The 24,861-nt window shown below is 55.6% G+C and carries 18 protein-coding genes and 1 pseudogene; 14 read left to right on the plus strand and 5 right to left on the minus strand.

Annotated elements, in window-relative coordinates:
* Position 1: 1 nt before the first annotated feature.
* Entirely contained in the window at positions 2 to 754 is a 753-nt protein-coding gene (gene ubiE, locus ACR0M2_RS16885; protein ID WP_170351925.1) for a bifunctional demethylmenaquinone methyltransferase/2-methoxy-6-polyprenyl-1,4-benzoquinol methylase UbiE, read from the minus strand.
* An 86-nt stretch (positions 755 to 840) separates the two neighbouring features.
* On the opposite strand from ubiE, the gene mutM reads away from it, so the two are divergent.
* The 6 genes from mutM to recF all read left to right on the plus strand — a co-directional run bounded on the left by mutM (position 841) and on the right by recF (position 7,461).
* Positions 841 to 1,692, plus strand: a complete 852-nt coding sequence (gene mutM / locus ACR0M2_RS16890; protein WP_170361911.1) for a bifunctional DNA-formamidopyrimidine glycosylase/DNA-(apurinic or apyrimidinic site) lyase — start codon at positions 841 to 843, stop codon at positions 1,690 to 1,692.
* A 66-nt stretch (positions 1,693 to 1,758) separates the two neighbouring features.
* The gene (locus ACR0M2_RS16895) at positions 1,759 to 2,535 is read left to right on the plus strand and encodes an enoyl-CoA hydratase (RefSeq protein ID WP_170351927.1); all 777 of its coding nucleotides are present in this window, start codon (positions 1,759 to 1,761) and stop codon (positions 2,533 to 2,535) included.
* A 225-nt stretch (positions 2,536 to 2,760) separates the two neighbouring features.
* Complete coding sequence (rpsT, locus tag ACR0M2_RS16900) at positions 2,761 to 3,024, plus strand: 30S ribosomal protein S20 (protein ID WP_170351928.1); 264 nt, start codon at positions 2,761 to 2,763, stop codon at positions 3,022 to 3,024.
* A 553-nt stretch (positions 3,025 to 3,577) separates the two neighbouring features.
* Positions 3,578 to 4,975 carry a chromosomal replication initiator protein DnaA gene (gene dnaA, locus ACR0M2_RS16905; RefSeq protein ID WP_170361913.1) on the plus strand — a complete coding sequence of 466 codons (1,398 nt, stop codon included), beginning with the start codon at positions 3,578 to 3,580 and terminating at the stop codon, positions 4,973 to 4,975.
* A gap of 227 nt (positions 4,976 to 5,202) precedes the next feature.
* Entirely contained in the window at positions 5,203 to 6,324 is a 1,122-nt protein-coding gene (gene dnaN / locus ACR0M2_RS16910) for a DNA polymerase III subunit beta (protein ID WP_170361914.1), read from the plus strand.
* Between the two features lie 39 nt (positions 6,325 to 6,363).
* Positions 6,364 to 7,461 carry a DNA replication/repair protein RecF gene (gene recF / locus ACR0M2_RS16915; RefSeq protein WP_480706146.1) on the plus strand — a complete coding sequence of 366 codons (1,098 nt, stop codon included), beginning with the start codon at positions 6,364 to 6,366 and terminating at the stop codon, positions 7,459 to 7,461.
* Here the strand turns inward: recF and ACR0M2_RS16920 are convergent.
* Positions 7,458 to 8,024 carry a carboxymuconolactone decarboxylase family protein gene (locus ACR0M2_RS16920; RefSeq protein WP_170351932.1) on the minus strand — a complete coding sequence of 189 codons (567 nt, stop codon included), beginning with the start codon at positions 8,022 to 8,024 and terminating at the stop codon, positions 7,458 to 7,460. The two genes, recF and ACR0M2_RS16920, sit on opposite strands and share 4 nt — an antisense overlap.
* Before the next feature lie 100 nt (positions 8,025 to 8,124).
* On the opposite strand from ACR0M2_RS16920, the gene ACR0M2_RS16925 reads away from it, so the two are divergent.
* The 7 genes from ACR0M2_RS16925 (at position 8,125) to ACR0M2_RS16955 (ending at position 19,503) form a co-directional block, all read left to right on the plus strand.
* Positions 8,125 to 8,697, plus strand: a complete 573-nt coding sequence (locus ACR0M2_RS16925) for a TetR/AcrR family transcriptional regulator (protein ID WP_170412970.1) — start codon at positions 8,125 to 8,127, stop codon at positions 8,695 to 8,697.
* A gap of 102 nt (positions 8,698 to 8,799) precedes the next feature.
* Positions 8,800 to 11,217 carry a DNA topoisomerase (ATP-hydrolyzing) subunit B gene (gene gyrB, locus ACR0M2_RS16930; protein ID WP_170351934.1) on the plus strand — a complete coding sequence of 806 codons (2,418 nt, stop codon included), beginning with the start codon at positions 8,800 to 8,802 and terminating at the stop codon, positions 11,215 to 11,217.
* 295 nt (positions 11,218 to 11,512) lie between these two features.
* Complete coding sequence (locus ACR0M2_RS16935) at positions 11,513 to 13,255, plus strand: sigma-54-dependent Fis family transcriptional regulator (RefSeq protein ID WP_170533786.1); 1,743 nt, start codon at positions 11,513 to 11,515, stop codon at positions 13,253 to 13,255.
* Positions 13,256 to 13,403: 148 nt separating this feature from the next.
* Positions 13,404 to 15,203 (plus strand): NAD(P)-binding domain-containing protein, encoded by a 1,800-nt coding sequence (locus tag ACR0M2_RS16940; RefSeq protein WP_480706148.1) that lies wholly within the window; start codon positions 13,404 to 13,406, stop codon positions 15,201 to 15,203.
* A 179-nt stretch (positions 15,204 to 15,382) separates the two neighbouring features.
* Positions 15,383 to 16,309, plus strand: coding sequence for an MBL fold metallo-hydrolase (locus ACR0M2_RS16945; RefSeq protein ID WP_226689714.1), 927 nt, complete (start codon positions 15,383 to 15,385; stop codon positions 16,307 to 16,309).
* A 116-nt stretch (positions 16,310 to 16,425) separates the two neighbouring features.
* Positions 16,426 to 18,123: an adenylate/guanylate cyclase domain-containing protein gene (locus tag ACR0M2_RS16950; protein ID WP_480706149.1), complete on the plus strand. Its 1,698-nt coding sequence runs from the start codon at positions 16,426 to 16,428 to the stop codon at positions 18,121 to 18,123.
* Positions 18,124 to 18,681: 558 nt separating this feature from the next.
* A complete protein-coding gene (locus ACR0M2_RS16955; RefSeq protein WP_480706150.1) occupies positions 18,682 to 19,503 on the plus strand; it encodes a hypothetical protein in 822 nt (273 codons plus the stop codon).
* A 253-nt stretch (positions 19,504 to 19,756) separates the two neighbouring features.
* On the opposite strand, the gene ACR0M2_RS16960 is transcribed toward ACR0M2_RS16955, so the two are convergent.
* From ACR0M2_RS16960 to ACR0M2_RS16970, 3 genes are all read right to left on the minus strand, one after another.
* The gene (locus ACR0M2_RS16960) at positions 19,757 to 21,514 is read right to left on the minus strand and encodes an adenylate/guanylate cyclase domain-containing protein (RefSeq protein WP_480706152.1); all 1,758 of its coding nucleotides are present in this window, start codon (positions 21,512 to 21,514) and stop codon (positions 19,757 to 19,759) included.
* 258 nt (positions 21,515 to 21,772) lie between these two features.
* A complete protein-coding gene (locus ACR0M2_RS16965) occupies positions 21,773 to 23,512 on the minus strand; it encodes an adenylate/guanylate cyclase domain-containing protein (protein WP_480706154.1) in 1,740 nt (579 codons plus the stop codon).
* A gap of 241 nt (positions 23,513 to 23,753) precedes the next feature.
* On the minus strand, positions 23,754 to 23,930 hold the full coding sequence (locus ACR0M2_RS16970; protein WP_480706155.1) for a hypothetical protein: 177 nt from the start codon (positions 23,928 to 23,930) through the stop codon (positions 23,754 to 23,756).
* Positions 23,931 to 24,035: 105 nt separating this feature from the next.
* Here ACR0M2_RS16970 and ACR0M2_RS16975 point away from each other — a divergent pair.
* Positions 24,036 to 24,793 (plus strand): annotated as a pseudogene (locus tag ACR0M2_RS16975) (IS5 family transposase).
* Positions 24,794 to 24,861 lie beyond the last annotated feature (68 nt).

The raw sequence follows: 24,861 nt of genomic DNA on the forward strand, positions 1-24,861 counted from the left end.
ATCAGATCTTCCAGCCGGAATGCAGCGCGGCGATGCCCATGCTGAGGTTGCGGTATTTGGCGTTTTCGAATCCAGCGGCACGAACCATGCCCAGAAAGGTTTCCTGATCGGGGAAATTGCGGATCGATTCTACCAGATATTGATAGCTGTCGTAATCATTGGCGATCAGCTTGCCCATGCGGGGAATGACGTTGAAGCTGTACAAGTCATAGAGCTTTTGCAGCCCTTCATTGGGCAACTGGCTGAATTCCAGCACCATCAGGCGGCCACCGGGCTTCAGAACTCGGAAGGCTTCATTCAACGCCTCTTGCGGGCGGGTCACGTTCCGGATGCCGAAGGAAATGGTGTAGACGTCAAACGTGTTGTCCTCGAACGGCAGGGCCATCGCATCGCCTACCACCCAGTTCAGGCTGTCGGACATCTGATCTGCCTCGGCGCGCTGGCGGCCTTCGACCAGCATCGGCTCGGTCAGGTCCAGAACGGTGGCGTGGCCGTATCCCGCGCGTTTGAGAAAGCGGAAAGAGATATCGCCCGTTCCACCGGCCACATCCAGTAGACGTTGACCAGGGCGCGGGGCCAGCCAGTCCATCATCGCGTCTTTCCAGACCCGGTGGATGCCCATCGACATGACATCGTTCATCACGTCATATTTTGAGGCGACCGAGTTGAACACGCCCTGCACACGACCGGCCTTGTCGGCCTCGCGCACGGTTTCAAACCCAAAATGAGTGGTCTTGTCGCTGTTGTCGGACATAAGCCTTGCCGTTTATCGAATTTCGTCTCTGTTATAGGGCTCTGGAACCGGGGCACAATGCGGCCCTTTGAATTAGGAGCCATCTAATGCCCGAATTGCCCGAGGTCGAGACAGTAAGACGCGGCCTGAGCCCCGCAATGGAGGGGGTCGTGATCGAACGGGCAGATGTGAATCGCCCCGATTTGCGCTGGCCGTTCCCGGACCGCATGGCCGAGCGGCTGACCGGGCAACGGGTGGATCAGCTGCGGCGGCGGTCGAAGTATATTCTGGCAGATCTCAGCAGCGGTGAAACTTTGTTGATCCATCTGGGTATGTCTGGGCGGATGACAGTATCGGGTGATCCGCTAGGGCAGTTCGTGCATGAGCATCCCATGCCCGAAAAACACGACCACGTGGTGTTTCACATGGCCAATGGCGCGCGTGTGACATTCAACGATCCGCGGCGCTTCGGCGCGATGGACCTGTTGCCCACGGCTACAGCCGAGGATCACAAGCTTTTATCCGTTCTGGGGCCAGAGCCGCTGGGCAATGATTTTCACGAACAGCACCTGATCGAAGCGCTCAAGGGCAAGAATACTCCTGTCAAATCTGCACTGTTGGATCAGGGAATCGTTGCCGGATTGGGCAATATCTATGTTTGCGAGGCCCTTTATCGTGCGGGTGTGTCGCCACGTCGCAAAGCAGGACAAATTTCTGCCGCCCGTGTCGGCGCGCTGGTTCCGATCATTCGGCGGGTACTGCAGGACGCGATCGACGCGGGTGGTTCATCCCTGCGCGATTTCCGCCAAGCCGATGGAGAACTTGGATATTTTCAACACAGCTTTGACGTTTACGGACGCGAAGGCGAACCCTGCAGAACCCAGGGATGCAGTGGGGAAATAAAGAGAATCACTCAGTCCGGTCGCTCATCCTTCTATTGTGCGCAATGCCAAAGATAACTTGATCCAGATAAATCGCGTGATAAGGAATCGTACTTGAACGGAACAACCGGAAGCTTACACCTCATGGCTTTTGAGACGATCATCGTCGAAATCGAAGACCACGTCGCCCTTATCAAGCTCGACAGACCCGATGCGCTGAATGCGCTAAATTCGCAGCTGGCGCAGGAACTGTGCATCGCATTGGAAGACGCGGATACCAACGACAAGGTGCGCTGCATCGTCATTACCGGTTCGGACAAGGCGTTCGCGGCCGGCGCGGACATCAAGGAAATGTCCGAGATGAGCTTTGTTGATGTCTACAGTTCAAATCTGTTTGGTGCTCTGAATGACCGTGTTTGCGCGATCCGCAAGCCGATCATTGCAGCCGTTGCTGGCTATGCGCTGGGCGGTGGGTGCGAATTGGCCATGCTGTGCGATTTCATCATTGCTGCGGATACCGCCAAGTTCGGGCAACCCGAAATCAACCTGGGCGTCATTGCAGGACTGGGTGGTTCGCAGCGCCTGACGCGTTTCGTTGGGAAGTCCAAATCGATGGACATGAACCTGACCGGTCGCTTCATGGATGCCGAAGAGGCCGAGCGTTCGGGTCTTGTCAGCCGGGTCGTACCGGCCAAGAAACTGATGGAAGAGACGATGGGCGCCGCCCAGAAGATCGCTGAGAAATCGCAGCTGAGTGCAATGGCGGCGAAAGAAGCTGTGAACCGCAGCTATGAGTTGCCTCTCAGCGAAGGGATGCTGTTTGAACGTCGCGTGTTCCACTCGATGTTTGCGACAGAAGACCAGAAAGAAGGCATGGCGGCCTTCCTGGAAAAACGCGCGGCTCAGTTCCGCGACAAGTAAAGCGCGTAAGCGACCGAAACAGGCGGGCTTGGCCCGCCTTTTTTCATGACTGCTATGAAGCGCGAAAGAATCGGCTTGGCAAAGCCTGCAAACTTGGATAACTAGCGCCGCTATACATGCGCGTGCGGCCCGCTTGGCCCGACTCACACTCGTGATTCTGATCCGGTGCGGATAGTCCGTGACGCGCAACCTTTGATAACCGTACCGAATGAAGGTCAGAAACACATGGCAAACTCGCCTCAGGCTAAAAAGCGCGCTCGTCAGAACGAAAAGCGTTTTGCTATCAACAAAGCACGTCGCTCGCGTATCCGTACTTATCTGCGCAAGGTCGAAGAAGCGATTGCTTCTGGTGACAAGGACGCAGCAACCGCAGCTCTGCGTGCCGCTCAGCCCGAACTGATGCGTGGCGTCACCAAAGGCGTCTTTCACAAGAACACCGCTTCGCGGAAAATGTCGCGCCTGTCGGCACGCGTGAAAGCACTGGGCTAATCGCTCAGGTTGACCTTGCGTCAGCAAAACAAGGTTGAATTGTTCTCAAAGGCGTCACAATGCGTGGCGCCTTTTTGTTGCTGTTGCCGGAAAGTCGCGCCTTCACAAAACCGAGAGATTCTTTCTGCAAAAGACCCGAGTCAATATCAGAGTTTCGTTGCCGTACGCCTTGGCCTCTTGCTACCACTGTTACAGCGATTCACTCGCTTGGGGGGACAGGCTGTTTCGGCGATCTGACTGACGGGCATCAGGACGGTCACGAAACGAATGTTGGCAATCGGTCACGGCTGATTTGCTGATCTGCTAAAGGTCTTGGGGTAACCGAAGATCTGAGCCCTGTCTAAAAATTTGATTGCGAAGCGCAACCCGGTTACGGGGCGCCCGGATTATGGGTGCCTGATTGCTGGGCTGTGCAAACTTTCGGGACAGTCCCGCCAATCCCATGTGGTTTGGCGATGGGTATCCTATTGCGGTGAATGCTTAAGAACCGGGCAACCGGGCCAGATCAATAAGGCCGACAGGCCAATAAAGAATGGGATGCGTGAGGCGCTTGATGACACAAGAGAAATGGGGACAACTGCGTAACAAACTGCTCAAGGCGATCGGCAAGAACAACTATACCACCTGGATCGAGCCTCTTGAATTCCAAGAGCTGCAGGATGGCGTGGCCACGTTCTCGGTTCCGACCAACTTCATGGGCAATTATGTTAGTCAAAACTTTGCGGACTTGATTCTGTACGAGATGAACACCGCAGGGGAATCGGTTCAGCGCCTGGCGTTTCGCGTCGCAGCCAATTCGCCGGTGCGTCCGTCGGGTGATGTAGAACCTGCGCCGTCTGTTGTTCAGGACACGACTCAGCCGCAGTCCCTGTCACAGCGGGCCGAACCCGCGAATGATGCGCTCGAATCCCTTCAGGCTGCACCGCTGGACGCCCGTTTCACCTTTGACAGTTTTGTGGTGGGCAAACCCAACGAGCTGGCCCATGCCGCCGCGCGCCGTGTTTCTGAGGGCGGCCCCGTCACGTTCAACCCGTTGGTTCTGTATGGCGGCGTTGGTTTGGGTAAAACCCACCTGATGCACGCCATCGCGTGGGAGCTGAAAACCAAACGCCCCGAACTGAACGTGCTGTACCTGTCGGCGGAACAGTTCATGTATCGCTTTGTACAGGCGCTGCGCGAACGTCGGATGATGGACTTCAAACATCTGTTCCGTTCCGTCGATGTGCTGATGGTGGATGACGTGCAGTTCATCGCCGGCAAGGATTCAACTCAAGAAGAGTTCTTTCACACGTTCAACGCGCTGGTTGATCAGAACAAGCAGATCATCATTTCGGCTGACCGCGCGCCGGGCGAGATCAAGGATCTAGAAGATCGCGTGAAGTCGCGCCTGCAATGCGGTCTGGTCGTCGACCTGCACCCCACCGATTACGAACTGCGCCTGGGCATCTTGCAGAACAAGGTGCAGCAATACAGCAGCACCTATCCCGATCTGACCATCGCCGATGGCGTGCTGGAGTTTCTGGCCCACCGTATCTCGACCAACGTGCGCGTGCTGGAGGGTGCCCTGACCCGTCTGTTCGCCTTCGCCTCGCTGGTGGGACGCGAGATCGACATGGAGCTGACGCAGGACTGTCTGGCTGACGTGCTGCGCGCGTCCGAGCGCAAGATTACTGTTGAAGAGATTCAGCGCAAAGTGTCGGACTATTACAACATCCGTCTGTCCGACATCATCGGCCCCAAGCGCCTGCGGTCTTATGCCCGTCCGCGACAGGTGGCGATGTATCTGTGCAAGCAGTTGACCAGCCGATCCCTGCCCGAGATCGGGCGCCGCTTTGGTGGTCGCGATCACACCACCGTCATGCACGGCGTCAAACGCATTGAAGAATTGAAAGTCACCGACGGCCAGATCGCCGAAGATGTGGAAATGCTGCGCCGGTCGCTGGAAGCCTAAGGGTCATCCTATCATTCAAGAAACGCCCCGGAACCTCACGCCCGGGGCGTTTTCTTGTGCGCTTAAATCCACGGTTGAATAGGAACTGTGCCCGCCCGGCCACGCGCCCCTTGACCCTTTGGCCGTTCCGACCCAGAAAACCATAAAAAATCCTTGTGCCTCAGGGTGGAACCGCTAACGTGCCAGTCCCGCCTGTTTTCGGCACGCAAGTCAGAGGAATTGAGGGTATGAAGATCAGCATCGAACGCGGCACCCTTCTTAAGGCCGTTTCGCAGGCCCAATCTGTTGTAGAGCGCCGGAACACTATTCCCATCCTTGCCAACGTGCTGATCGAGGCCGAAGGCGATCAAGCCATGTTCCGTGCCACCGATCTGGATATCGAAGTGGTCGACAAAGCCCCGGCGCAGGTTGAAAAGGCGGGTGCCACAACCGTTGCGGCGACAACCCTGCACGAGATCGTGCGCAAACTGCCGGATGGGGCACTGGTGACGCTGACCTCTGACAGTGCGGCGGGCCGCCTGACGGTTGAAGCAGGCCGGTCGAATTTCTCGCTGGCAACGCTGCCGAAAGAGGATTTCCCGGTGATGGCGTCGTCGGAGTATCAGTCGAACTTTACGGCTTCGGCAGCACTGTTGCGACGGCTGTTCGACAAATCGAAATTCGCCATCTCGACCGAAGAGACCCGGTACTACCTGAATGGTGTCTACATGCATGTGGCTGACGGGTCCGAAGGCGGCAAGGTGCTGCGCTGTGTGGCCACCGATGGCCACCGTCTGGCTCGCATTGATGCAGATTTGCCGGATGGTGCCGCAGACATGCCGGGCGTGATCGTGCCGCGCAAAACCGTGGGTGAGCTGCGCAAGCTACTGGACGATGATGAGATGGATATCGCCGTCTCCGTCAGCGAAACCAAGGTGCGTTTCGCAACGCCCGATATCACGCTGACCTCAAAAGTGATCGACGGCACCTTCCCCGACTACACCCGCGTGATTCCGCAGGGCAATACGCGTCAGCTGGAAGTGGACGCTGCTGAATTCGCGCAGGCCGTGGATCGGGTTGCTACCGTTTCGTCGGAACGCTCACGCGCTGTGAAACTGCAACTGGATGCGGACAAGCTGGTTCTGTCGGTCAACGCCCCCGATAGTGGTGCGGCCGAAGAAGAACTGGCCGTGGCCTATGGCGACGAACGGCTCGAGATCGGCTTCAACGCCAAATACCTGCTTGAGATCGCCAGCCAGGTGGATCGTGAAAACGCCGTGTTCCTGTTCAACTCGGCCGGTGATCCGACCCTGATGCGGGAAGGCAATGATCTAAGCGCAGTCTATGTTGTCATGCCGATGCGCGTCTGATCGACCCCGCGGGGTGTTTTTTAACGAAAGGGATGGGTCATGAGTTTGGCCCTGACCGAACTTACGGTCTCGCATTTCCGGTCCCACAAGCTGGCGCGGTTGTCCTTTGACGGGCGGCCGGTGGCGATACATGGGCCGAACGGGGCGGGCAAAACCAACATTCTTGAGGCAGTGTCGCTGTTTTCCCCCGGTCGCGGAATGCGCCGGGCCAGCGCGGCCGAGATGACCCGGCGACCCGAAGCGCTGGGCTGGAAACTTTCCGGCCTGTTGCAAGCACAGGGCCGGAATTACGAGATCGAGACCTGGTCCGAAAGTGGCGCGGCGCGGCAGGTTCGGATCGATGGCAAAGCGTCCAATCAGATAGATTTGGGTAAACTGGCGCGGGTGGTTTGGCTGATCCCCTCGATGGACCGGCTGTGGATCGAAGGGGCTGAGGGGCGGCGCCGCTTTCTGGATCGGATTGCACTGAGTTTCGACCCCGCCCATGCCGAGGCCTCGCTGACCTATGAAAAATCCATGCGCGAGCGCAACCGTCTGCTGAAAGAGCAGGTGCGCGATGCCCATTGGTATGCAGCGCTTGAAGGGCAGATGGCCGAGACCGGCCATAGAATACACTCCGCGCGGTTGGCCGCGTTGGAACATCTGCAAAGGGCGCAGGAACAGGCGGAAACGGCGTTTCCGTCCGCTGATCTGGAATTGGTGCAAACCGAAGGCGTGATGCCCGAGGCAGCTGAGGATTTGCGCGAGGCCTTGAATGAAAGCCGTTTCCGCGATTTGGCGGCAGGGCGCACATTGGTCGGACCGCATCGGTCGGACCTCTATGGTGTGTTTGCGGCCAAAGGTGTGCCAGCCAAGGATTGCTCGACCGGAGAGCAAAAGGCGCTGTTGGTGTCGCTGATCCTGTCAAACGCGCGGGCGCTGGCCGGGATGGTTGGCGCGCCTCCGATCGTGTTGCTGGATGAGGTGGCCGCCCATCTGGATGCGGGGCGGCGGGCGGCGCTGTATGATGAGATTTGCGCGCTGGGCGCCCAGGCCTGGATGACGGGCACCGGGCCTGAGCTGTTTGCGGAACTGGGCGACCGGGCCCAGACGTTGATCGTGAGTGATGGCCTTGAGGGCTCGGTCGTTTCCGCTTAGGCGGGTTCGCTGACTTTGCGTTCCCACAGGAAGCCACGCATGACCTCGTCAACCGGCGTTTGTGCCATGTGGTTGACGTAGTTCGACATGGTTTTCTGCGCCAGACCCAGCACCACGTCCAATACAGCGCGGTGCGAGTAGCCTGCATCAAAGAACGCCTGCAGCTGTTCCTCGGACGGGTTGCCCCGGGTTTCCATCATTTGCAGGGTGAACGTGCGTAACGCCTCAAGCTTGGCATTGGGCAGCGGGGTTTCGTTGCGCAGGGCCTCGGTGATCTCGTCCGAGACCTTCATCATCTTGGCAATGCCGGTATGCGCTGGCACGCAGTAATGGCATTCGTTTTCCACGTTGATGGTCTGCCAGACGACGGTTTTTTCGTCATTGTCGAAATCTGTCTGCACGAACAGATGGTGCAGCACCTGATAGCCTTCCAAATGCTGGGGGCTTTCGGCCATCACTTTGTGCAAACCGGGCAGGCGGCCAAACGCGGCCTGAGATTTTTCCAGCAATGGTTTGGAACCTTCAGGGGCGGATTCGAGGTCGTGTGAAGGGAAGTTGGCCATTTGGGAATTCCTTTTTTCTGGCGGCTGAGTCCGAAATAGCCTTTCTTGAGCGGTCGCTCAAGTATATATTTGAGCAACCGTTCAAGAATTGGTGAATATGATGCCCCGCAAACCTGCCTATGACCGAGATACCCTGATCGCTCAGGCCCGAGATATATTCTGGCGTCACGGTTGGGCCGGAACATCGTTGAAGGACCTAGAGCGTGAGTTGAAGTTGAAGCCAGGCAGCTTTTATGCGGCGTTTGGTTCGAAAGATGCGCTTTATGCGCTGGCAATGGAACGCTATGCGCAGGATGGCGTCGCCAATATGATGGCCTTGGCGCAGCAACTGGGCCCCTTAGAGGCGCTCAAGGCCCAGCCGCGACTGGTGGTCGAGGCGTCTGTGTTGCCTACCAAGGCTTGCATGTTGTCCAAAACCTATGCCGAATTGCAGGCGCGCGGCCATGAATTGGCAGGCCAGGCCCGCACCCACATGATCGCAATGAAGACCTGTTTTGCAGACCTGTTTCAACGCGCGCAAAAGGCCGGTGAGATCGGTTCGGAACATGACCCGGAGCGTCTTGCCGCGCGGTATCAATCCGACCTTCTGGGCCTGCGATTGTCGGCCGAGCGGGATGATGTGAACGCAGCGGAAATTGCCGCAGATATCGCGGCCGACCTTGATCGGCTTTGATCCGCAAATCAAGGTCATCCAAACCACAAAATCTTGGGGGAGCGCGTGACATTCCCCACCAGAAAACGTATAAGTTACCAAAATAATATAGGTACTGACTGAATGTCCGACGACGCACAGGCACCCCAGGAATACGGTGCTGATTCCATTAAAGTTCTCAAAGGCTTAGAGGCGGTTCGCAAACGTCCGGGCATGTATATCGGCGACACGGACGATGGCTCGGGTTTGCACCACATGGTCTATGAGGTTGTCGACAATGGTATTGACGAGGCGTTGGCCGGTCATGCTGACCATGTGACAGTGAAAATTCACGCCGATTCCAGCGTTTCGGTCAGCGACAACGGGCGTGGTATTCCGGTGGATATTCACCCCGAAGAAGGTGTCTCGGCGGCTGAGGTCATCATGACGCAGCTGCACGCGGGCGGTAAGTTCGACAGCAACTCGTACAAGGTGTCGGGCGGTCTGCACGGTGTGGGCGTTTCGGTTGTGAATGCCCTGTCCAATTGGCTGGAACTGCGTGTCTGGCGAAATGGCAAAGAGCATGTCGCCCGGTTCGAAGGCGGCGAAACGGTCGAGCACCTGAAAGTAGTCGAGGAGTGTGGCGACCGCACCGGAACTGAGGTGCGGTTCCTGGCCTCGACCGACACGTTCTCGAATCTGGAATACTCGTTTGAAACGCTGGAAAAACGCCTGCGCGAGCTGGCCTTCCTGAACTCGGGCGTGCGCATCATCCTGATCGACGAGCGCCCGGCGGAACGGTTGGAAACCGAGCTGTTCTATGAGGGTGGCGTTAAGGAGTTCGTCAAGTATCTGGACCGCTCGAAATCGGCGGCGATGCCAGAGCCCATTTATATCAAAGGCGAACGCGACGATATCGGCGTGGAAATCGCTATGTGGTGGAATGACAGCTATCACGAGACGGTCCTGCCCTTCACCAACAACATCCCGCAGCGCGATGGCGGCACCCATGTTGCCGGTTTCCGGGGTGCGTTGACCCGCACGATCAACAACTATGCGCAATCCAGCGGGATCGCGAAAAAGGAAAAGGTCAGCTTTACCGGCGATGACGCGCGCGAAGGTCTGACCTGTGTGTTGTCCGTCAAAGTGCCCGATCCGAAGTTCTCGTCCCAGACCAAAGACAAGCTGGTGTCGTCCGAGGTGCGCCCAGCGGTTGAAGGTCTGATGAACGAAAAGCTGGCAGAGTGGTTCGAAGAGAACCCGAACGAGGCCAAGACCATTGTCGGCAAAATCATCGAGGCTGCTCTGGCGCGTGAGGCCGCGCGCAAGGCACGCGAACTGACCCGCCGCAAAACGGCGATGGACGTGAATTACCTAGCCGGCAAGCTGAAGGACTGCTCCGAGAAGGACCCATCAAAGACCGAAGTTTTCCTGGTCGAGGGGGACTCGGCTGGCGGATCAGCTCAAACGGGTCGGGATCGTCTGACGCAAGCGGTGTTGCCGTTGCGAGGGAAAATCCTGAACGTGGAACGGGCGCGGTTTGACCGGATGCTGTCTTCGCAGGAGATTGGCAACCTTGTCATGGCGCTGGGCACCGGTATTGGCCGCGATGAGTTCAACATCGAAAAGCTGCGCTACCACAAGATCGTCATCATGACCGATGCGGATGTTGACGGCGCGCATATCCGAACGCTGCTGCTGACCTTCTTCTATCGGCAGATGCCGGAACTGATCGAAGGCGGATACCTCTATATTGCGCAGCCGCCGCTTTACAAAGTTTCACGCGGTAAATCAGAGGTTTACCTGAAGGACCAAGCCGCTCTGGATGACTACTTGATCAATCAGGGCGTTGAAGGGGCCGTGCTGAAACTGGGCTCGGGTGAAGAGATCATCGGACAGGACTTGACCCGTGTGGTCGATGAGGCGCGTCAATTGAAACGCGTATTGGACGCATTCCCGACCCATTATCCGCGCCACATTCTGGAACAGGCCGCCGTTGCCGGTGCCTTTGTGCCGGGTGCTGTGGATGCTGACCTGCAGGGTGTGGCCGACAAAGTTGCCGCCCGTTTGGACTTGATTGCGCTGGAATACGAACGCGGCTGGCAAGGTCGGATCACGCAGGATCACGGCATCCGTCTGGCCCGTATCTTGCGCGGTGTTGAAGAGGTCCGCACGCTGGACGGCCCCATGCTGCGCTCGGGCGAGGCCCGCAAAACCGGCAGCTTTACCCAAAGCCTACAAGAGATCTACAACACCCCCGCCACCCTCATCCGTCGCGACCGTAGCCAGATGATCCACGGCCCGCTGGACTTGTTGCGCGCCATTCTGGAAGAGGGTGAAAAGGGTCTATCGCTGCAACGCTACAAAGGGTTGGGAGAGATGAACCCCGACCAGCTATGGGAAACCACGCTGGACCCGGACGCACGGACTCTGCTTCAAGTGCGGGTGGACGATATGGTCGAGGCAGATGACCTGTTCACCAAGCTGATGGGCGACGTGGTGGAACCGCGCCGTGAATTCATCCAACAAAACGCGCTGAGCGTCGAGAATCTGGATTTCTAAGTCTCTGTAGGTTTGCGCATAACACTTCGCGCACCCTATAAGTTTGCATAGTTTGCCCATAGTTTTGCGCTCCGCGCTTGTCCGCCTTAGCGGTGAATTCAATCAGTTTTGACGTAGTCGTTGCGTTTATGGCGCTTTGCGGGGCTCAACCCCGCAAAGGGTCTCCCTAATGCTGCGCGTTCAACGAAGGTCAGCTTGACGAGGCAAAGCGCCAAAACGTTTGCCAGACGAAATTTGAACATAGGCGCGAAGCCATCCTCATGCTAATTTTAGAGAGGATTTGTAGGGTGGGAAGCTGTTGGATCGCCAGCACACAAAAGAGATTGACCGTGTCTTAAGCGGGTTCGATACAGGGAGAGACCGGCTTGTCGCGGACAGCTGGCAGCGCTGTGTTGAAACCTATGGTATGGATCCCTCACGGCAGGAACCCGCGCATATCCTGCCTGACACCAAATTCCGTGAACATCTAGAGCAATCCGAACGTCTGATCGCAACAGCGCGCTCGGGGCTGCAATCGTTGTTTGCGCAGGTTGCAGGGCAGAACTACGTCCTGCTGCTTGCGGATGCGGATGGCGTCTGCGTCGATTTCTTTGGCGACCGGAACTTTGAGGACGAACTCAGAACTGCCGGTCTTCATCTGGGATTCAAGTGGACGGAAGAGTTGGCAGGAACGAACGGGGTAGGGTCGTGCATCGTTACAGGTCAGCCGGTGACGATCCATCAGGGGGATCATTTTTCGATCACGCATACGCCGCTGTCTTGTACGGCAGCGCCTATTTTCGATACCAAAGGTGGTCTTGCGGCTGTTCTGGATGTTTCGTTGTTGCGTGGCCCTTCGCCTAAGGCGTCGCAGAATCTGGCCATGACATTGGTGACGAATTCCGCCCGTCGCGTCGAGATGGCAAACCTGATGGCATCGACCCGGCGCGATTGGGTCCTGCGCTTTTCAGCAAGCCCCGAATTTCTTGAGGTCGATCCTGAAGCGGCGGTTGCAGTGGACGGAAGCGGCAAGATCATTGGTATGACCTCGGGGGCCCGACGCGCACTGGACCCGGACGGTTCGGGCCACCTGATCGGGTCGCAATTGCAGGACTGGCTTGAAATCAGTGTTGATGACATGCCGGAGTTCATGCGCGGCAGACCGTCCGAAGACCGCGTTCTACACCTCAAGGACGGGCGCGCGCTCTATGGTCATGCCGTTGCGCCACAGACGTCGCAGATGACGGCGGCCCTGCGCAAGCGAGAACAGGTTCTGCCCGGAGCCCTTGGCAGTTTTGCGGGGCCGGATGCGGACCTTCAGCAGCTTTTGAACAATGCTGCACGTCTTGCACCGACCAGCCTGCCGCTTTTGCTGACCGGTGAAAGCGGCACGGGCAAGACCAAACTGGCGCGTGCGATCCACATGGCCGATCCTGCGAGACAGGATTTCCACACAGTGATCTGCTGCGATACCGAGACATTCGATTTCTGCCAAACCATCGACCCCGGCACGCTGTTCCTGCGCGGTGTTGAAGACCTGAGCGAGCCTGCACAGGCCTCTCTTTTAGCAGTGCTTGAGCGGCGGGCTGATCTGAGGATCATTGCCTCATGTCGGCAGCCCCCGGCGGGATTGCAGGGCGGTCTGCGTGAAGATCTGCTGCACCGGATTGCGGGGGCCACATTTTCTCTGCCGCCTTTGCGCCACCGAGCGGATCTGGATTGGCTAATTGATCGCCTGCTTCGACGGTTTGCAAGCCATGATATTCACCTGTCGACAGTCGCGCGCGCCGATCTGAAATCACGACTATGGAGCGGCAATATTCGTGAACTGGAACATCTGCTGCACAGCGCGGTCGCCCTGTGTCAGGACAACATCATCGACTTGACGGATTTGCCAGCCCCGGCGCTCGCCCCTGCGCAAAAGCTGGACTCAGATGATTTGGAAGCACTGCTGCGTGCTTGCGATTGGAACATGTCTCAAGTGGCGCGACGCCTTGGCGTGAACCGGTCGACAATCCTGCGCCGTGTGCGAAAGGCCGGGCTTATTCCACCTGCATAAACGCACATGCCTTTGTGTTGCGCCCTTGTTGCGCGCGCAACAAGTCTTGGTGTTTTTGGCCTAGGTCAAGCGTTGAGCCGCCAAATCGACTTGCCCGAAGGGACGCGGATTTGTCAGCCTTTTGCTCCGTGGAGATAGGGAGGATGACATGCTCGACACAACACTCTCGGATCAGGTGCAGGGGTTCCTTGATGACTTCGGTGCGGCTTTGTCCCAAGGCGATATCGATGCCGCCTGCGATATGTTCCAGGACGATTGCTATTGGCGCGATCTGGTCAGCTTTACCTGGAATATCAAAACGGTCGAAGGCAAGGCGCAGGTGGCAGATTTGCTCGCGCATCAGTTGGCCACAACCAAGCCGAGCGGTTGGAAAATAGCCGAAGGTGAAGTGCCCACTGAAGACGGCGGAATAACCACCGCATGGATCGAGTTCGAAACCGAAGTGGCACGCGGCTATGGGTTAATCCGCCTCAAGGATGGCAAGATATGGACCTTGCTGACCACGATGGTCGAGCTGAAAGGTCATGAAGAGCCCAAAGGGTTCAACCGCCCACTTGGGGCCAAGCATGGTGCGGGTAAACACAGGACCACATGGGCGGAAGAACGGGCCCAAGAAGAGGCTGAACTGGGCTACAAAACACAGCCCTACTGCGTCATCATCGGCGGTGGTCAGGGTGGGATCGCCATGGGTGCGCGGCTGCGACAGCTCGGCGTCCCGACGATCATCGTTGAACGGAATGACCGGCCTGGCGACAGTTGGCGCAATCGCTACAAATCCCTCTGCCTGCATGATCCGGTCTGGTATGACCATCTGCCTTATATCAAGTTCCCGGAAAACTGGCCCGTGTTCTCGCCCAAGGACAAGATCGGCGACTGGCTTGAGATGTACACCAAAGTGATGGAGCTGAATTATTGGACGCGCACGACGGCCAAATCCGCCACCTTCGATGAAGACAAGGGCGAATGGACCATCACGGTGGACCGGGATGGCGAAGAGGTGGTGTTGCGGCCCAAGCAGCTGATCATGGCGACGGGTATGTCCGGCAAGAAACGCATGCCTGATTTTCCGGGTATGGATGTTTTCAAGGGTGAGCAGGCACATTCCTCGGAACACGACGGGCCGGCCAGATGGGCAGGCAAGAAGGTTGTCGTGGTGGGGTCCAACAACTCGGCCCATGACATCTGCGCCGCGCTTTGGGAAAACGATGCCGATGTGACAATGGTGCAGCGGTCCTCAACCCATATTGTCCGCTCGGACACCCTCATGGAAATCGGACTGGGCGATCTTTATTCTGAACGTGCGGTGCGGTCTGGCATGACGACCGAAAAGGCCGATCTGATCTTTGCATCACTGCCTTATCGCATTCTGCATGAATTCCAGATTCCGGCCTATGCCGCGATGAAAGAGCAGGACAAAGAGTTTTATGACGGTCTGGAAAAGGCCGGGTTCTGGCTGGATTGGGGCGATGACGAAAGCGGGCTGTTCATGAAATACCTGCGCCGCGGATCAGGCTATTACATCGACATTGGGGCCAGCCAGTTGATCATTGATGGTGAGATCAAGCTGAAACGCGGTCAGGTCACTGCGCTTGATGAAACTGGAGTTATCCTTGACGACGGAACGCATCTGGATGCCGATCTGGTTGTCTATGCGACCGGGTATAATTCGATGAACGGCTGGGTTGCTGACCTGATGGGTCAGGACATGGCGGATCGGCTTGGGAAGTGTTGGGGTCTGGGCTCTGACACAACCAAGGACCCGGGGCCTTGGGAAGGCGAGCAACGCAATATGTGGAAGCCGACACAGCTTCCAAACCTCTGGATGCATGGTGGAAACCTGCATCAGTCCCGACATTATTCACAGTTCCTGTCGCTGCAAATAAAGGCCCGGATGGAGGGTGTACCAACGCCGGTCTACGGCATGCAAGAAGTGCATCACCTCAGTTAAAGCATGTGCCGCGACCGAGAAGCAGACTTTGCAAATTTGTACGGATGGCCCAAAAAGTACTATGATTTGGTAAGTCATTTACGCCGCGTTTCTGAGATATTTCTCCCAAGTGCTCCATCCACGGGCTGCGTTCTGCTTTTAGGCAACACAATATGTCTGTTTGCAAGATCGCGCGTCGGATGAAGGCTTTTGAAACCTTGTTTCAATTGCCTGGAGAGTCGATTGTGTCCAACATTCAGGCGACCAAAGGATTGAATGCAATGCTCTGCAGGATTGGTGATGTTGAGGTTTGGCGAATTCTTGAAATTCATGCCCCGTTCATGAAGCCAGAAGAGTTGTTTCCAACCGCCGGACCAGATGTCAAAGCTGCTATTGAAAGCCTTGCTCCAGGCAGCATCGACCACAACTCGGGACGACTAATTTTACCCATACAAGGTTTCCTTCTGAAAACGCCCTCACATAACATTTTGGTGGATAGCTGTGTCGGCAATGATAAGACCAATCTAAATCACCAAGCTTGGCACCAACGATCAGACGACCGGTTTATAGCAGCATTGAAAGCGGCTGACCTCGGCACCGACGAAATTGACTACGTGCTGTGCACCCATCTTCACGTAGACCATATCGGTTGGAATACGCAGCTAAAAGATGGTCGTTGGGTGCCTACGTTTCCAAACGCACGCTACCTTTTGCCCAAAGACGATGAAGAAACTCAGCGTTTGCAGAACAGTATTACCTACGTCGAAAGCGTCTTGCCTGTAGTGGAAGCTGGTCAGGTGGAACTGGTGGAGGCAGGGCACAAGTTGGGCGACCATGTGACTTTGTTCCCTACGCCAGGACATACGCCGGGCCATGTTTCTGTACTCGTGAAGAGCAGGGGTGATGAGGCGTTGATTACTGGCGATGCGCTTCATACGACTGCGCAATGTAAACATCCCGACTGGCATTTCAAATTCGATTCTGACGCCGAATTGGCTGTGAAGTCGCGTAGATTGCTGCTTGAGCATTGCTCGGAAACCAGTTGCTTGGTCTTGGGGTCTCACTTCGCGTTGCCCTCAATAGGGCATGTGAAAGCCGATAACGACAGTTTTCGTTGGGACGAATGAGATTTGGCGTCCCGTAGTCGATGATGCCAGAAAGCAGAGATATTCATTAACGAGCGCTGAGCGAACAATGTCCCTGCCGGTTGGAGTGAGGAGCCGCATCAACTATCGTCGAACGTATGTCAAACAAGGGGCAACAGTTGCAACGAAGGTTGGCGGCAATTCTAGCCGCGGATGTCGTTGGGTATTCGGCGCTTATGCACAAAGACGAGCAAGCCACAATTCTAATGCTTGATCACCTGGAAAGCGACATCGTCACCCCAACGATAGCAGGCCAATCAGGTCGTGTCGTAAAGAGCATGGGCGATGGTTGGCTAGTGCAATTTGACAGCGCGGCGCAAGCTGTAACCGCAGCAATGCAGCTACAAGAGCAGTTGGCTGAACACTCGTTAATGAACATGCGGATTGGTGTTCATGTGGGCGACATCACTGAAAAAGGTGACGACATCTTAGGTGACGGTGTAAACATTGCGGCACGGCTTGAGAGCATTGCGCCAACCGGTGGCATCGCAATTTCTGAACCCGTACATTTGAACCTTGAACACACTCTGGCAGACGCTTTCAAAGCAGTTGGGAAAAAGAAGCTCAAGAACATCCAGCGCAGCCTGGATGTGTGGATTCACGATGGACCGCAACTTGGCGCATCGCAAGGCTCGCATTCTTTCACAGAGACGAGCTTGCCAAAGCTATCCATTCATCCTGTCACGTGCAGCGACCAACGAACCGAATTAAAGGAAACGGCCGCAGCTCTTACTTCAGATTTCGGGTCTTATTTTCGAACGATCAACTGGTTAAACGCGGCAATAACATCCACGGAAGCATCCGAGGGATATGCACTTCGCGGCGTGCTGCGTGGACACGGCGACCGATTGCGTCTGGAAGCCCGCTTAAATGACTCTTCTGGTCCTGAAATCTGGACTCAGAAGTTCGACGGTTCGGTCGAAGCTATCTTTGATTGGCAAGACGAAGTTGTAGAAAAACTGTTGGATGCGGTTAGTGGGATCTTGATCCAGTCGCTGACCGCAAAGCTCTCCGCTTTGCCTGAAGAAGAACTGACGGCAGAACAGTGCGTTTTGATGGGCATGATCACATGGTCGGAGGCCAGCATCGACAGCTATGAAGAGACGTTGTCGTACCACGCCAGGGCCATCGAAGCCAAACCAACCCTAGCTGCCGCCTATGCCGAAGCTATTTGGACAATGAATGGCGCGAGAACCTATGATCTTCGACGCGAACTGTCATCTTATTACGAGAAACTACCACACTGGATTGAGGCCGGTCGACACATGGCAGGTCAAAGCCCAACGCTTGATCTGAGTGTTGCCGTGGCGGATTATAATGTGGACGGGGATGCTGATCGACTTTCCGTGGCGCTTGAGCAAATCAGGCAACGAGCGCCATTAGATGCCCGCCTGCATTTGTTTATGGGTTGGGGATACAACTGGGCCGGGTTTCCTAAAATGGCATTAAGCTGTTTTCAGACGGCGCTTCGGTTGGGCCGATATGGAGCCGTTTTCGTAGGTGCTTCTGGAGGTGCTGCCACCTCTTGCGTTATGCTTGGTCGAGACCGCGATGCCATCGGCTACGCTGAGGCAGGTTTGCGCTTCTCAAAAAACTATGCCGCACTTCACAGCACGAGGGCTGCTGCACACGCAATGCTTGGGGAACCTGAAGAAGCGTCTGCTGCTTTGGCGCAAATGCTGCAAATGGAACCTGGTGAGACGATTTCGAAGTGGCGTAGCAACGTGGACTATGGTTGCTCTGAAGGCGCTGAACGCTACTTTGAGGCACTTCGCCGGGCAGGGTTGCCAGAATAGCGGTGCCGGAACCAAGTTGCCCTGGCAAAACCGGCAGCTTGATCGCGCATATTAGTGCCTGCAAAGCTCGAATTTGAAGGGCCGCTTTGGGCTGGGATGCCAACAAACTGACTGGTACATCGAATTCACAAATTGTGGCACCGATCTAGCAGTCAAGGTTTCCCTTAAACCGGTGGCGGCGCATTGGGGAAACAGGTCCAACGCGCCTCATTCGCTTTGGATAACTGGTCTCAGGTCTGCGACGGCACCGGGTCTTGGGTTCGGATGCAATCCCAAAGAAAATAGCGTCGAGCGAACCGGGTAGCTGACTAATGCGACGTGACATAGCTGGTTCCTTTTTTGTTTATGCGCCGAGCTTGGCTGGTCTGAAGGAACTGGGCCACAGACGCGATCCGCCTGAACCCGTAAGTCATCCGTAAGTCACTTGGGCAATCACCTATTGTCAGGCATATTGATAAGCAGCGGCACGACTATTTCGGAGACAACATGACCGCCCCTTCGTCCATCTTCGCGGACAAACTTCGAAGCCATCGAGCTCGCAACGGTAAGGATGGTCGAATGTCACAGGAACAATTGGCTGCTTTGCTGGGATTAAGTGTAGATGCGGTTAGCAAATATGAGCGTTCGCTGTCTTACATCCGAGGTGATCTGGAGCACCTTTTGATAGAAAAGCTCGGATGGACGCGGGATGAAGTTGTGGCTTGCCGTGAGGATTGGGAAAGCCGTTCAATTGGAAAGCAGGCCTCCTACCGGGTTCTTCGCGAACACGAAGTGGCGTTGGAATACGGATCTATCGAGTTTGCCGATGCCGCCGTTCAGGCCTTGGAGTTGGCAAGCGCTCATGAGTTTCCCGACGGGTTCTCCGCCTGCGATCCCATCTGGGCGGAGATTCTAAAGGATGGGGCGATGTCTGGCGTTTATGTCATGATTGGAGATGAATTAGCCGCTCATATCTCGCTCATTTTCCTGGATGAAGATTTGGAAGCTAGGTTCCGCGAGCGCCGATTGGTTGAAGCTGAACTCAGTCTGGGAGCCCTCCGACGCCCGGTTCTTCCTGGCGATTATTTTGGCTATTGCGCCGGTGTCTACATCGCGCAAGGGCATCAAAAATCTGCGCTTCATCTGCTAAATGGGTTTGTAAAAGTACTGGAAGATCTCGTGGAAAGGGAAGTTTATTTAAAAGACCTAGCTGCCATCGCTGCAAGTCCAATAGGGCATCAACTTTGCAAGGATCTGAATTTCCAATTCATCGGGCCACACTTTAACGCCTCAAGTCTCGAATTCTGGCGTCTCGCCGGGGAAAGCATACCCAATTCTCTCTTTGCTCGACGCAGCCCAGTGCTCAAGAATGCTTATGCCGACCGTTTCAAAAAAACTTAAATTCGGTCTGGCAATTGGTCATATGCAAATGACGTCCAGCCCAAAGGTTCAATTGTGGGCGATACATAGAACTGTATTTTGGGCAGCGCTACGTCGATGAAGTTAAGAGTCGAATGTCCGGTTCGAGCTGACAGCTATCTTAGTCGATACTGTGCATGATCCGAATTTTCGATTTGCGTATGAAAGCGCTACGCAAATTCGTGGCAACCAAAACAATCTTCTGATCTCTACAACCAAATACAATACTGCGGCGCTAATCTGGTAGACCGGCCTTTAGCATAGCATCCGCCCAGAATTTGCGCAGGGCTTCAGTCTTGTAGACCATGTGGCCGGTATAGGTTTGCACTGAAAACTGAGGGTCGATTGAAAGAACTGCGTCTACTGCTTTCGTGGCATTTTCGGTGTCATCAAGATCAGCGTGGATTGCTGCCAAACGGATTTGGCACAACAAGGTGCCAGGCAGGCGGGTTTCCAAGTGCCGGTAAACTGTTCTTGCTTGCTCCAGCTGACCTAACCCGCGATAGGCATCCCCCAAATGGCTAAAATACCAGTCCGGGCTGTAGGGCGACAGCCGAATGGCTTTTCGCATGCTGTTCAGGCTTTCCTCAAATTCACCACAACTATTGTACGCAATTGCCAGCATGGCATGAGAAAGCGAGACACTGGGTTGCCGTTCGATAGCTTCATTACAAAAGGCTTTGGCTTCATCAAAACGAGATTCGTTTGTGAAAATATACCCTTGCAGTGCGTAGACATCAGCAGGGACATTTTTCTTCGCCAACAATGCGTCGCAGATAGATTGGGCCTCGTCAGTTGACGCCTTCGGATCTTGATGAAACCCAAGGCGGGCACCGGCTTGTAACGCCCAGCCAAGGCCCGTTCTGAATGATGAGTTCTCGGGGTCAAGCTCAACCGCTTTCCGGTAGAGCTGAATCGCGGCGAGATTCCCTTCTTTTGTAAATTTGTATTGTTCACTGATGCCACGCATCATCAAGTCCCACGCCTCAAAGTTAGGCGCTTGATCAGCCCAAAGCCGGAGCTCTTGCCCGTGTGTAAGGTTGACCGCCAATGAGATAGAAATTTCGCGTGTGATTTCATCTTGAACGGTAAAAATGTCTTCAATCTGACGGTCATAGCGGTCGGCCCACAAATGCGACCCGGTTTGGCATTCAATAAGCTGCCCGGTGATGCGAACCCGCTGCCCCGCCTTTCGAACACTCCCTTCAAGGACGAAACGAACACCTAATTCCCGTCCGACCTGTCTTACATCGACAGACCTTCCTTTGTAGGCAAATGTCGAATTGCGCGCCATCACGATGAGCCCATTGATATGCGACAAGGCAGTGATGATGTCTTCGGTAATTCCGTCCGCGAAGTATTCCTGCTCTGGGTCGCCTGACATGTTTTGAAATGGCAGGACGGCGATTGACGGTTGGTCCGGCAACTCCAACTGCTCACCTGTCAGAACTTCGTAGAACTCAGGTGACAGGCGCGCCGGGTCGAGATCGATGCTGTAGGCGCCAATCCTATGCTCGATGTTTTTTAGATCTTGCTGACCCAGATCCTTGAAGCTGCCTGAGACCTTTCCTTTGATTTGACGGTATACATCCTCGGAAATGCACACGCTTCCGGGTTCTGCGATTGCTTCCAATCTTGCGGCTACGTTGACGCCTTCTCCAAAAACATCTGAACCTTCAGAAATCACATCTCCCAGATGAATGCCGATCCGCAATTGAATGCGTTGCACGCGGGGCATGTCAGGTTCTCGGTCCTGCATTGCTCGTTGAATGGCAATAGCGCACTCTGCCGCGTCGACCACACTGGTGAATTCGGCCAACAAACCATCGCCCATCAACTTGACAATTCGCCCTCTGGACTCGCGTATTTGGGGTTGAACCAATTCAGAAAGTAAAAGGTTTAGGCGTAGTAGCGTGTTTTCTTCATCACGCCCCATGAGTCGTGAGAAGCCAACAACATCAGCTGCCAAAATCGCTGCAAGTTTCCGCTTCACTGTCAGCCCCCCGCGAAAGTTACGTTAGAGGCAACGACCTGCAAGGTCTACATTCGTGCGCCCTTGAACGTTTGCTGTTCCAACGCGGAGATTCTTGTTGAAGCTAAAAAAACGGCCGCCAAGGCTACGCACCGCTAAACTCAGCTTTGGCAACTAAAATCCAACGACCGCTCCGAGCTGCAATCAGCCAAATAAACGGGATACAGATAAATTTGCATTTGATGACGCAGCGGTTGGGCAAAAGAGTTACGGTAAGCGTCAGCCAGTCAATCCTGCCGCCCGTAGCCCATCCACAAGACGTTTGAAATCATCCGGTCGCCGCCACATCGACCTGAATCCACGGGCAAGGCTTTCTACTGTGTCATCATCAACCACAATACCTCGACTTGTGAACTCATCGCGACGTTCGGTGACAAATTCTCGCAATGCGTCGGAGGCGTCTCGCGCTCGTCCGAGCTGCGCGTAAGACGCGGCGACAAAGGCAGTGGCCAATGAGTTGAGCCGCGCTGCTCCCATCAAAAAACCAAGCGCTGCTTCGAAGTTGCCGTTGAAGAATTCGACCTGTCCCATAATCCAGTCGATGGCAGGCGGATGCAGCGGGTCCAGCGCCATCGCTTCCGAAACTACTTCGCGCGCCTTTTCGTGCAAGCCGAGCAGTAGGAAAGCGTAGCCGCACCATGCCATCGACTCCGCCTCGTTTTCTATCATGGAAAGTGTCTTATTGAATTGTGCCTCTGCCTCATCCCAAAGGCCAGCACAGAGATAGGAAAAACCAAGTTGGTCCTGAATGTAGACGTCCCGGTTATCCAGTGCCACGCCCTTTCGGGCGATTTTCAACGTGTGGGCCGGTGCGTCAGCGTCTGCCAGCCCAAGCCACAAGTCTATTACATATGTGTCCGAAAGATACATGTAAGATCGCGCGATGGTCGGATCGAGTGCGACCGCTCGTTCCAACAAAGCTCTGGCCTTGGCCGTATCTCGTGCGTTCAAGCCGTCGCGTAGTGCCTTGCCCTTCAGCATCAGTTCATAGGCCTTCATCTGATCCGTTGGTTTCTGGGTCGAGCGGTCGACGACATCGTTTTGGACCCTACCCGGCAACACTGCGACGATATTTCGGGCCACTTCGTCTTGAACCGCCAGAACGTCCTCCAGTTCGTGGTCATATCGATCCGACCAGAGTTGAGTGCCCGTACGCGCGTCAGCGAGCTGTACCGAGATTCTCACGCGACTGCCGGCCTTCCGCACGCTGCCTTCAACCAGGTAATCTGCGCCGAGAGCCTCCGCGATTTTGGCCGGATCTGTGTCCTGTGTCCGGAACCTGAAAGACGCATTTCTGGAAACAACCTTAAGTGTTCGAAAACGCGATAAGCCCACAATAATGTCTTCCGCAATCCCGTCGCTGAAGAATGCCTGCTCGGGGTCATCACTCATGTTTTGCAGAGGCAGGACCGCAATAGTGGCTTTTCCTGATTCAGGCCTGGGCGGTTCAGCGCATACTGCGTTTAACCTGCCAATGCGCCAAGCATGTACCGGTTCGGCGACGTTCTTTACTGTGTGCTGACCAGCATCCTCCCAGGCGACCGGTATACGGTTCCCGACCACACGATAGACAGCGTCAGACACCAACACACCGCCGGGCGGGGCAAGCTGCTCCAACCTCGACGCAAGGTTCACACCGGAACCAAAAACATCTCCGTCGCGCATGATAATGTCCCCAAGAGTGACACCGATGCGAAAGCGAAGCGGGTCGGAGCCTACTACTGGCACATTTTGCCAATCAACCGCGCAAGAAACGGCATCGACAGCGCTGTCGAAGCTGGCGAGCAGACCGTCACCCATCTGTTTGACAATGCGACCGTGATGCCGACCGACAAGCGGAACAACAGTATCCTCAATGTGCGCTGAGAGGATTTCGAGCGTGCCTTTCTCGTCCCGCTCCATTCGGGCGGTAAAGCCGACAAGGTCAGCAATCAGGATGGCCGCCAGCTTTCGCTCCACCTGTTGTCCTCCTTTCTATTTCATACTGGTCGCTACGTGTTTAGACCATGCGAAAGTGCACAGGGCCGGTTGCTGACTTTGCTCGAAGTCGGTTTCAGCGTTGGGGAACTATGCCATTCGTCTGCGCGAAAAGCTTGGAGGACAAACAGCCCAGTTGTCCTCGCCTTGAGCTGCGTTAGGTCCGCTTTGGGCTGCGAACGGCCTATCGCACCAAATCAGAAAACGCCGCCATCGACCCTTGTTAGACCCGCTTTGGTGCGAGTTCTCCCCACTCATCCGCGCTCATGCTTTTTCGCGTTAGCCCATCCTCTGAGGCGAATTGGGCTGCTTTGACGATGAGAAAGGCCACCGTGATCGCATCTACCTCGCTGCGTTTCTCGAATTCTCCGGTAGTTTCATTGGGCCTTTCTTCTGACATTCCCATTCCCTCTGTATCCGACGCTTTCGGGCAATTGGCTAGGGTCAGGACCCATTGATTTCCGCTTGGCTGCGTGATTCACGGTTCGAAAATCGAGCGGTGACCATGTCTGATCTTTTCTGGCTGACGGATGCGCAGATGGCGCGTCTTGAGCCTTTCTTCCCCATGTCCCACGGCAAACCACGCGTTGATGATCGACGTGTGTTGAGTGGCATTATCTTCATTAATCGCAATGGGTTGAGATGGCGCGATGCCTCTTCGGCGTATGGCCGACACAAGACGCTCTATAACCGTTGGAAGCGGTGGAGCGACAAAGGCATCTTCGCCCGGATGATGGCCGGTTTGGCTACCAAACACGGTGAAGAGAAGACCGTGATGATCGATGCCACCTACCTGAAGGCCCACCGTACCGCGACCAGTTTGGGCGTCAAAAAAGGGGGCGTGGACGCCTGATCGGTCGCACCAAAGGCGGCATGAACACCAAGTTGCATGCCATCTGCGACAGCCGGGGACGTCCGCTCAACCTGTTCATCACCGCCGGTCAGGTCAGCGATTACGTTGGTGCGCGGGCACTGCTGAGCGGCCTGCCGGATGTCGATTGGCTGCTCGGGGATCGTGGCTATGATGCCGATTAGTTCCGGGAAGCGTTGAAAGACAAAGGGATGCGCGCCTGCATCCCTGGCCGGAAGCAGCGGAAGAAACCGGTTAAGTACGACAAGCGTCGTTACAAACGGTGCAACCGGATCGAGATCATGTTCGGCAGGTTGAAGGATTGGCGGCGTGTGGCAACCCGCTACGACAGGTGCCCGAAGGTCTTCCTGTCAGCAATCGCCCTCGCAACACTCGTTATCTATTGGCTATGAGTCCTGACCCTAGTTGCCAGAAAGATTGGAGATTTCCGATTTGCGGTTAAACTGAATTATGAAAGCGA

It is taken from the genome of Ruegeria sp. BE10 (genome assembly GCF_056538905.1).

Coding starts and splice junctions, on each gene's coding strand:
- ubiE (WP_170351925.1), bottom strand. CDS start 754: ATGTCCGACAACAGCGACAAGACCACTCATTTTGGGTTTGAAACCGTG.
- mutM (WP_170361911.1), top strand. CDS start 841: ATGCCCGAATTGCCCGAGGTCGAGACAGTAAGACGCGGCCTGAGCCCC.
- ACR0M2_RS16895 (WP_170351927.1), top strand. CDS start 1,759: ATGGCTTTTGAGACGATCATCGTCGAAATCGAAGACCACGTCGCCCTT.
- rpsT (WP_170351928.1), top strand. CDS start 2,761: ATGGCAAACTCGCCTCAGGCTAAAAAGCGCGCTCGTCAGAACGAAAAG.
- dnaA (WP_170361913.1), top strand. CDS start 3,578: ATGACACAAGAGAAATGGGGACAACTGCGTAACAAACTGCTCAAGGCG.
- dnaN (WP_170361914.1), top strand. CDS start 5,203: ATGAAGATCAGCATCGAACGCGGCACCCTTCTTAAGGCCGTTTCGCAG.
- recF (WP_480706146.1), top strand. CDS start 6,364: ATGAGTTTGGCCCTGACCGAACTTACGGTCTCGCATTTCCGGTCCCAC.
- ACR0M2_RS16920 (WP_170351932.1), bottom strand. CDS start 8,024: ATGGCCAACTTCCCTTCACACGACCTCGAATCCGCCCCTGAAGGTTCC.
- ACR0M2_RS16925 (WP_170412970.1), top strand. CDS start 8,125: ATGCCCCGCAAACCTGCCTATGACCGAGATACCCTGATCGCTCAGGCC.
- gyrB (WP_170351934.1), top strand. CDS start 8,800: ATGTCCGACGACGCACAGGCACCCCAGGAATACGGTGCTGATTCCATT.
- ACR0M2_RS16940 (WP_480706148.1), top strand. CDS start 13,404: ATGCTCGACACAACACTCTCGGATCAGGTGCAGGGGTTCCTTGATGAC.
- ACR0M2_RS16945 (WP_226689714.1), top strand. CDS start 15,383: ATGAAGGCTTTTGAAACCTTGTTTCAATTGCCTGGAGAGTCGATTGTG.
- ACR0M2_RS16950 (WP_480706149.1), top strand. CDS start 16,426: ATGTCAAACAAGGGGCAACAGTTGCAACGAAGGTTGGCGGCAATTCTA.
- ACR0M2_RS16955 (WP_480706150.1), top strand. CDS start 18,682: ATGTCACAGGAACAATTGGCTGCTTTGCTGGGATTAAGTGTAGATGCG.
- ACR0M2_RS16970 (WP_480706155.1), bottom strand. CDS start 23,930: ATGTCAGAAGAAAGGCCCAATGAAACTACCGGAGAATTCGAGAAACGC.